The sequence below is a fragment of the Jannaschia seosinensis genome (genome assembly GCF_001408515.1).
GTDB classification, from domain to species: domain Bacteria; phylum Pseudomonadota; class Alphaproteobacteria; order Rhodobacterales; family Rhodobacteraceae; genus Jannaschia; species Jannaschia seosinensis.
The window spans coordinates 1-7,054 of record NZ_CYPR01000041.1; the positions used below are offsets into that span (position 1 = coordinate 1).

10 protein-coding genes are annotated in these 7,054 nt (G+C 44.6%); all 10 read left to right on the forward strand.

Translation table 11 applies throughout. The features are described from left to right. Positions 1–455 (forward strand): hypothetical protein (locus tag JSE7799_RS22500; RefSeq protein ID WP_083480219.1); only part of this gene is annotated, 455 nt, incomplete at its 5' end. Between the two features lie 8 nt (positions 456–463). Further along, the gene (locus tag JSE7799_RS22505; RefSeq protein WP_000466547.1) at positions 464–1,450 is read left to right on the forward strand and encodes a Minor spike protein; all 987 of its coding nucleotides are present in this window, start codon (positions 464–466) and stop codon (positions 1,448–1,450) included. Positions 1,451–1,513: 63 nt separating this feature from the next. After that, positions 1,514–3,055: a replication endonuclease gene (locus tag JSE7799_RS22510; protein WP_000252566.1), complete on the forward strand. Its 1,542-nt coding sequence runs from the start codon at positions 1,514–1,516 to the stop codon at positions 3,053–3,055. Next, positions 2,988–3,140 carry a hypothetical protein gene (locus JSE7799_RS22515; protein WP_435988044.1) on the forward strand — a complete coding sequence of 51 codons (153 nt, stop codon included), beginning with the start codon at positions 2,988–2,990 and terminating at the stop codon, positions 3,138–3,140. The genes JSE7799_RS22510 and JSE7799_RS22515 overlap by 68 nt, the downstream gene beginning before the upstream one ends. After that, the gene (locus JSE7799_RS22520; protein ID WP_016670801.1) at positions 3,073–3,312 is read left to right on the forward strand and encodes a phage DNA packaging protein C; all 240 of its coding nucleotides are present in this window, start codon (positions 3,073–3,075) and stop codon (positions 3,310–3,312) included. The genes JSE7799_RS22515 and JSE7799_RS22520 overlap by 68 nt, the downstream gene beginning before the upstream one ends. Continuing rightward, the gene (locus tag JSE7799_RS22525) at positions 3,309–3,767 is read left to right on the forward strand and encodes a scaffolding protein D (RefSeq protein WP_000084700.1); all 459 of its coding nucleotides are present in this window, start codon (positions 3,309–3,311) and stop codon (positions 3,765–3,767) included. Before JSE7799_RS22520 ends, JSE7799_RS22525 begins: the two co-directional genes overlap by 4 nt. Then, entirely contained in the window at positions 3,767–3,883 is a 117-nt protein-coding gene (locus JSE7799_RS22530) for a phage DNA packaging protein J (RefSeq protein ID WP_000033471.1), read from the forward strand. Before JSE7799_RS22525 ends, JSE7799_RS22530 begins: the two co-directional genes overlap by 1 nt. 36 nt (positions 3,884–3,919) lie before the next feature. Continuing rightward, positions 3,920–5,203 (forward strand): major capsid protein, encoded by a 1,284-nt coding sequence (locus JSE7799_RS22535; RefSeq protein WP_000065572.1) that lies wholly within the window; start codon positions 3,920–3,922, stop codon positions 5,201–5,203. Between the two features lie 110 nt (positions 5,204–5,313). Continuing rightward, the gene (locus JSE7799_RS22540; protein ID WP_000487867.1) at positions 5,314–5,841 is read left to right on the forward strand and encodes a hypothetical protein; all 528 of its coding nucleotides are present in this window, start codon (positions 5,314–5,316) and stop codon (positions 5,839–5,841) included. An 8-nt stretch (positions 5,842–5,849) separates the two neighbouring features. Further along, positions 5,850–6,836, forward strand: coding sequence for a Minor spike protein (locus JSE7799_RS22545; protein ID WP_000466547.1), 987 nt, complete (start codon positions 5,850–5,852; stop codon positions 6,834–6,836). The last annotated feature ends 218 nt before the right edge of the window (positions 6,837–7,054 follow it).

Sequence of the window (7,054 nt, forward strand, 5' to 3'; positions counted from 1 at the left end):
CAGCTTCTTCGGCACCTGTTTTACAGACACCTAAAGCTACATCGTCAACGTTATATTTTGATAGTTTGACGGTTAATGCTGGTAATGGTGGTTTTCTTCATTGCATTCAGATGGATACATCTGTCAACGCCGCTAATCAGGTTGTTTCTGTTGGTGCTGATATTGCTTTTGATGCCGACCCTAAATTTTTTGCCTGTTTGGTTCGCTTTGAGTCTTCTTCGGTTCCGACTACCCTCCCGACTGCCTATGATGTTTATCCTTTGGATGGTCGCCATGATGGTGGTTATTATACCGTCAAGGACTGTGTGACTATTGACGTCCTTCCCCGTACGCCGGGCAATAATGTTTATGTTGGTTTCATGGTTTGGTCTAACTTTACCGCTACTAAATGCCGCGGATTGGTTTCGCTGAATCAGGTTATTAAAGAGATTATTTGTCTCCAGCCACTTAAGTGAGGTGATTTATGTTTGGTGCTATTGCTGGCGGTATTGCTTCTGCTCTTGCTGGTGGCGCCATGTCTAAATTGTTTGGAGGCGGTCAAAAAGCCGCCTCCGGTGGCATTCAAGGTGATGTGCTTGCTACCGATAACAATACTGTAGGCATGGGTGATGCTGGTATTAAATCTGCCATTCAAGGCTCTAATGTTCCTAACCCTGATGAGGCCGTCCCTAGTTTTGTTTCTGGTGCTATGGCTAAAGCTGGTAAAGGACTTCTTGAAGGTACGTTGCAGGCTGGCACTTCTGCCGTTTCTGATAAGTTGCTTGATTTGGTTGGACTTGGTGGCAAGTCTGCCGCTGATAAAGGAAAGGATACTCGTGATTATCTTGCTGCTGCATTTCCTGAGCTTAATGCTTGGGAGCGTGCTGGTGCTGATGCTTCCTCTGCTGGTATGGTTGACGCCGGATTTGAGAATCAAAAAGAGCTTACTAAAATGCAACTGGACAATCAGAAAGAGATTGCCGAGATGCAAAATGAGACTCAAAAAGAGATTGCTGGCATTCAGTCGGCGACTTCACGCCAGAATACGAAAGACCAGGTATATGCACAAAATGAGATGCTTGCTTATCAACAGAAGGAGTCTACTGCTCGCGTTGCGTCTATTATGGAAAACACCAATCTTTCCAAGCAACAGCAGGTTTCCGAGATTATGCGCCAAATGCTTACTCAAGCTCAAACGGCTGGTCAGTATTTTACCAATGACCAAATCAAAGAAATGACTCGCAAGGTTAGTGCTGAGGTTGACTTAGTTCATCAGCAAACGCAGAATCAGCGGTATGGCTCTTCTCATATTGGCGCTACTGCAAAGGATATTTCTAATGTCGTCACTGATGCTGCTTCTGGTGTGGTTGATATTTTTCATGGTATTGATAAAGCTGTTGCCGATACTTGGAACAATTTCTGGAAAGACGGTAAAGCTGATGGTATTGGCTCTAATTTGTCTAGGAAATAACCGTCAGGATTGACACCCTCCCAATTGTATGTTTTCATGCCTCCAAATCTTGGAGGCTTTTTTATGGTTCGTTCTTATTACCCTTCTGAATGTCACGCTGATTATTTTGACTTTGAGCGTATCGAGGCTCTTAAACCTGCTATTGAGGCTTGTGGCATTTCTACTCTTTCTCAATCCCCAATGCTTGGCTTCCATAAGCAGATGGATAACCGCATCAAGCTCTTGGAAGAGATTCTGTCTTTTCGTATGCAGGGCGTTGAGTTCGATAATGGTGATATGTATGTTGACGGCCATAAGGCTGCTTCTGACGTTCGTGATGAGTTTGTATCTGTTACTGAGAAGTTAATGGATGAATTGGCACAATGCTACAATGTGCTCCCCCAACTTGATATTAATAACACTATAGACCACCGCCCCGAAGGGGACGAAAAATGGTTTTTAGAGAACGAGAAGACGGTTACGCAGTTTTGCCGCAAGCTGGCTGCTGAACGCCCTCTTAAGGATATTCGCGATGAGTATAATTACCCCAAAAAGAAAGGTATTAAGGATGAGTGTTCAAGATTGCTGGAGGCCTCCACTATGAAATCGCGTAGAGGCTTTGCTATTCAGCGTTTGATGAATGCAATGCGACAGGCTCATGCTGATGGTTGGTTTATCGTTTTTGACACTCTCACGTTGGCTGACGACCGATTAGAGGCGTTTTATGATAATCCCAATGCTTTGCGTGACTATTTTCGTGATATTGGTCGTATGGTTCTTGCTGCCGAGGGTCGCAAGGCTAATGATTCACACGCCGACTGCTATCAGTATTTTTGTGTGCCTGAGTATGGTACAGCTAATGGCCGTCTTCATTTCCATGCGGTGCACTTTATGCGGACACTTCCTACAGGTAGCGTTGACCCTAATTTTGGTCGTCGGGTACGCAATCGCCGCCAGTTAAATAGCTTGCAAAATACGTGGCCTTATGGTTACAGTATGCCCATCGCAGTTCGCTACACGCAGGACGCTTTTTCACGTTCTGGTTGGTTGTGGCCTGTTGATGCTAAAGGTGAGCCGCTTAAAGCTACCAGTTATATGGCTGTTGGTTTCTATGTGGCTAAATACGTTAACAAAAAGTCAGATATGGACCTTGCTGCTAAAGGTCTAGGAGCTAAAGAATGGAACAACTCACTAAAAACCAAGCTGTCGCTACTTCCCAAGAAGCTGTTCAGAATCAGAATGAGCCGCAACTTCGGGATGAAAATGCTCACAATGACAAATCTGTCCACGGAGTGCTTAATCCAACTTACCAAGCTGGGTTACGACGCGACGCCGTTCAACCAGATATTGAAGCAGAACGCAAAAAGAGAGATGAGATTGAGGCTGGGAAAAGTTACTGTAGCCGACGTTTTGGCGGCGCAACCTGTGACGACAAATCTGCTCAAATTTATGCGCGCTTCGATAAAAATGATTGGCGTATCCAACCTGCAGAGTTTTATCGCTTCCATGACGCAGAAGTTAACACTTTCGGATATTTCTGATGAGTCGAAAAATTATCTTGATAAAGCAGGAATTACTACTGCTTGTTTACGAATTAAATCGAAGTGGACTGCTGGCGGAAAATGAGAAAATTCGACCTATCCTTGCGCAGCTCGAGAAGCTCTTACTTTGCGACCTTTCGCCATCAACTAACGATTCTGTCAAAAACTGACGCGTTGGATGAGGAGAAGTGGCTTAATATGCTTGGCACGTTCGTCAAGGACTGGTTTAGATATGAGTCACATTTTGTTCATGGTAGAGATTCTCTTGTTGACATTTTAAAAGAGCGTGGATTACTATCTGAGTCCGATGCTGTTCAACCACTAATAGGTAAGAAATCATGAGTCAAGTTACTGAACAATCCGTACGTTTCCAGACCGCTTTGGCCTCTATTAAGCTCATTCAGGCTTCTGCCGTTTTGGATTTAACCGAAGATGATTTCGATTTTCTGACGAGTAACAAAGTTTGGATTGCTACTGACCGCTCTCGTGCTCGTCGCTGCGTTGAGGCTTGCGTTTATGGTACGCTGGACTTTGTAGGATACCCTCGCTTTCCTGCTCCTGTTGAGTTTATTGCTGCCGTCATTGCTTATTATGTTCATCCCGTCAACATTCAAACGGCCTGTCTCATCATGGAAGGCGCTGAATTTACGGAAAACATTATTAATGGCGTCGAGCGTCCGGTTAAAGCCGCTGAATTGTTCGCGTTTACCTTGCGTGTACGCGCAGGAAACACTGACGTTCTTACTGACGCAGAAGAAAACGTGCGTCAAAAATTACGTGCAGAAGGAGTGATGTAATGTCTAAAGGTAAAAAACGTTCTGGCGCTCGCCCTGGTCGTCCGCAGCCGTTGCGAGGTACTAAAGGCAAGCGTAAAGGCGCTCGTCTTTGGTATGTAGGTGGTCAACAATTTTAATTGCAGGGGCTTCGGCCCCTTACTTGAGGATAAATTATGTCTAATATTCAAACTGGCGCCGAGCGTATGCCGCATGACCTTTCCCATCTTGGCTTCCTTGCTGGTCAGATTGGTCGTCTTATTACCATTTCAACTACTCCGGTTATCGCTGGCGACTCCTTCGAGATGGACGCCGTTGGCGCTCTCCGTCTTTCTCCATTGCGTCGTGGCCTTGCTATTGACTCTACTGTAGACATTTTTACTTTTTATGTCCCTCATCGTCACGTTTATGGTGAACAGTGGATTAAGTTCATGAAGGATGGTGTTAATGCCACTCCTCTCCCGACTGTTAACACTACTGGTTATATTGACCATGCCGCTTTTCTTGGCACGATTAACCCTGATACCAATAAAATCCCTAAGCATTTGTTTCAGGGTTATTTGAATATCTATAACAACTATTTTAAAGCGCCGTGGATGCCTGACCGTACCGAGGCTAACCCTAATGAGCTTAATCAAGATGATGCTCGTTATGGTTTCCGTTGCTGCCATCTCAAAAACATTTGGACTGCTCCGCTTCCTCCTGAGACTGAGCTTTCTCGCCAAATGACGACTTCTACCACATCTATTGACATTATGGGTCTGCAAGCTGCTTATGCTAATTTGCATACTGACCAAGAACGTGATTACTTCATGCAGCGTTACCATGATGTTATTTCTTCATTTGGAGGTAAAACCTCTTATGACGCTGACAACCGTCCTTTACTTGTCATGCGCTCTAATCTCTGGGCATCTGGCTATGATGTTGATGGAACTGACCAAACGTCGTTAGGCCAGTTTTCTGGTCGTGTTCAACAGACCTATAAACATTCTGTGCCGCGTTTCTTTGTTCCTGAGCATGGCACTATGTTTACTCTTGCGCTTGTTCGTTTTCCGCCTACTGCGACTAAAGAGATTCAGTACCTTAACGCTAAAGGTGCTTTGACTTATACCGATATTGCTGGCGACCCTGTTTTGTATGGCAACTTGCCGCCGCGTGAAATTTCTATGAAGGATGTTTTCCGTTCTGGTGATTCGTCTAAGAAGTTTAAGATTGCTGAGGGTCAGTGGTATCGTTATGCGCCTTCGTATGTTTCTCCTGCTTATCACCTTCTTGAAGGCTTCCCATTCATTCAGGAACCGCCTTCTGGTGATTTGCAAGAACGCGTACTTATTCGCCACCATGATTATGACCAGTGTTTCCAGTCCGTTCAGTTGTTGCAGTGGAATAGTCAGGTTAAATTTAATGTGACCGTTTATCGCAATCTGCCGACCACTCGCGATTCAATCATGACTTCGTGATAAAAGATTGAGTGTGAGGTTATAACGCCGAAGCGGTAAAAATTTTAATTTTTGCCGCTGAGGGGTTGACCAAGCGAAGCGCGGTAGGTTTTCTGCTTAGGAGTTTAATCATGTTTCAGACTTTTATTTCTCGCCATAATTCAAACTTTTTTTCTGATAAGCTGGTTCTCACTTCTGTTACTCCAGCTTCTTCGGCACCTGTTTTACAGACACCTAAAGCTACATCGTCAACGTTATATTTTGATAGTTTGACGGTTAATGCTGGTAATGGTGGTTTTCTTCATTGCATTCAGATGGATACATCTGTCAACGCCGCTAATCAGGTTGTTTCTGTTGGTGCTGATATTGCTTTTGATGCCGACCCTAAATTTTTTGCCTGTTTGGTTCGCTTTGAGTCTTCTTCGGTTCCGACTACCCTCCCGACTGCCTATGATGTTTATCCTTTGGATGGTCGCCATGATGGTGGTTATTATACCGTCAAGGACTGTGTGACTATTGACGTCCTTCCCCGTACGCCGGGCAATAATGTTTATGTTGGTTTCATGGTTTGGTCTAACTTTACCGCTACTAAATGCCGCGGATTGGTTTCGCTGAATCAGGTTATTAAAGAGATTATTTGTCTCCAGCCACTTAAGTGAGGTGATTTATGTTTGGTGCTATTGCTGGCGGTATTGCTTCTGCTCTTGCTGGTGGCGCCATGTCTAAATTGTTTGGAGGCGGTCAAAAAGCCGCCTCCGGTGGCATTCAAGGTGATGTGCTTGCTACCGATAACAATACTGTAGGCATGGGTGATGCTGGTATTAAATCTGCCATTCAAGGCTCTAATGTTCCTAACCCTGATGAGGCCGTCCCTAGTTTTGTTTCTGGTGCTATGGCTAAAGCTGGTAAAGGACTTCTTGAAGGTACGTTGCAGGCTGGCACTTCTGCCGTTTCTGATAAGTTGCTTGATTTGGTTGGACTTGGTGGCAAGTCTGCCGCTGATAAAGGAAAGGATACTCGTGATTATCTTGCTGCTGCATTTCCTGAGCTTAATGCTTGGGAGCGTGCTGGTGCTGATGCTTCCTCTGCTGGTATGGTTGACGCCGGATTTGAGAATCAAAAAGAGCTTACTAAAATGCAACTGGACAATCAGAAAGAGATTGCCGAGATGCAAAATGAGACTCAAAAAGAGATTGCTGGCATTCAGTCGGCGACTTCACGCCAGAATACGAAAGACCAGGTATATGCACAAAATGAGATGCTTGCTTATCAACAGAAGGAGTCTACTGCTCGCGTTGCGTCTATTATGGAAAACACCAATCTTTCCAAGCAACAGCAGGTTTCCGAGATTATGCGCCAAATGCTTACTCAAGCTCAAACGGCTGGTCAGTATTTTACCAATGACCAAATCAAAGAAATGACTCGCAAGGTTAGTGCTGAGGTTGACTTAGTTCATCAGCAAACGCAGAATCAGCGGTATGGCTCTTCTCATATTGGCGCTACTGCAAAGGATATTTCTAATGTCGTCACTGATGCTGCTTCTGGTGTGGTTGATATTTTTCATGGTATTGATAAAGCTGTTGCCGATACTTGGAACAATTTCTGGAAAGACGGTAAAGCTGATGGTATTGGCTCTAATTTGTCTAGGAAATAACCGTCAGGATTGACACCCTCCCAATTGTATGTTTTCATGCCTCCAAATCTTGGAGGCTTTTTTATGGTTCGTTCTTATTACCCTTCTGAATGTCACGCTGATTATTTTGACTTTGAGCGTATCGAGGCTCTTAAACCTGCTATTGAGGCTTGTGGCATTTCTACTCTTTCTCAATCCCCAATGCTTGGCTTCCATAAGCAGATGGATAACCGCATCAA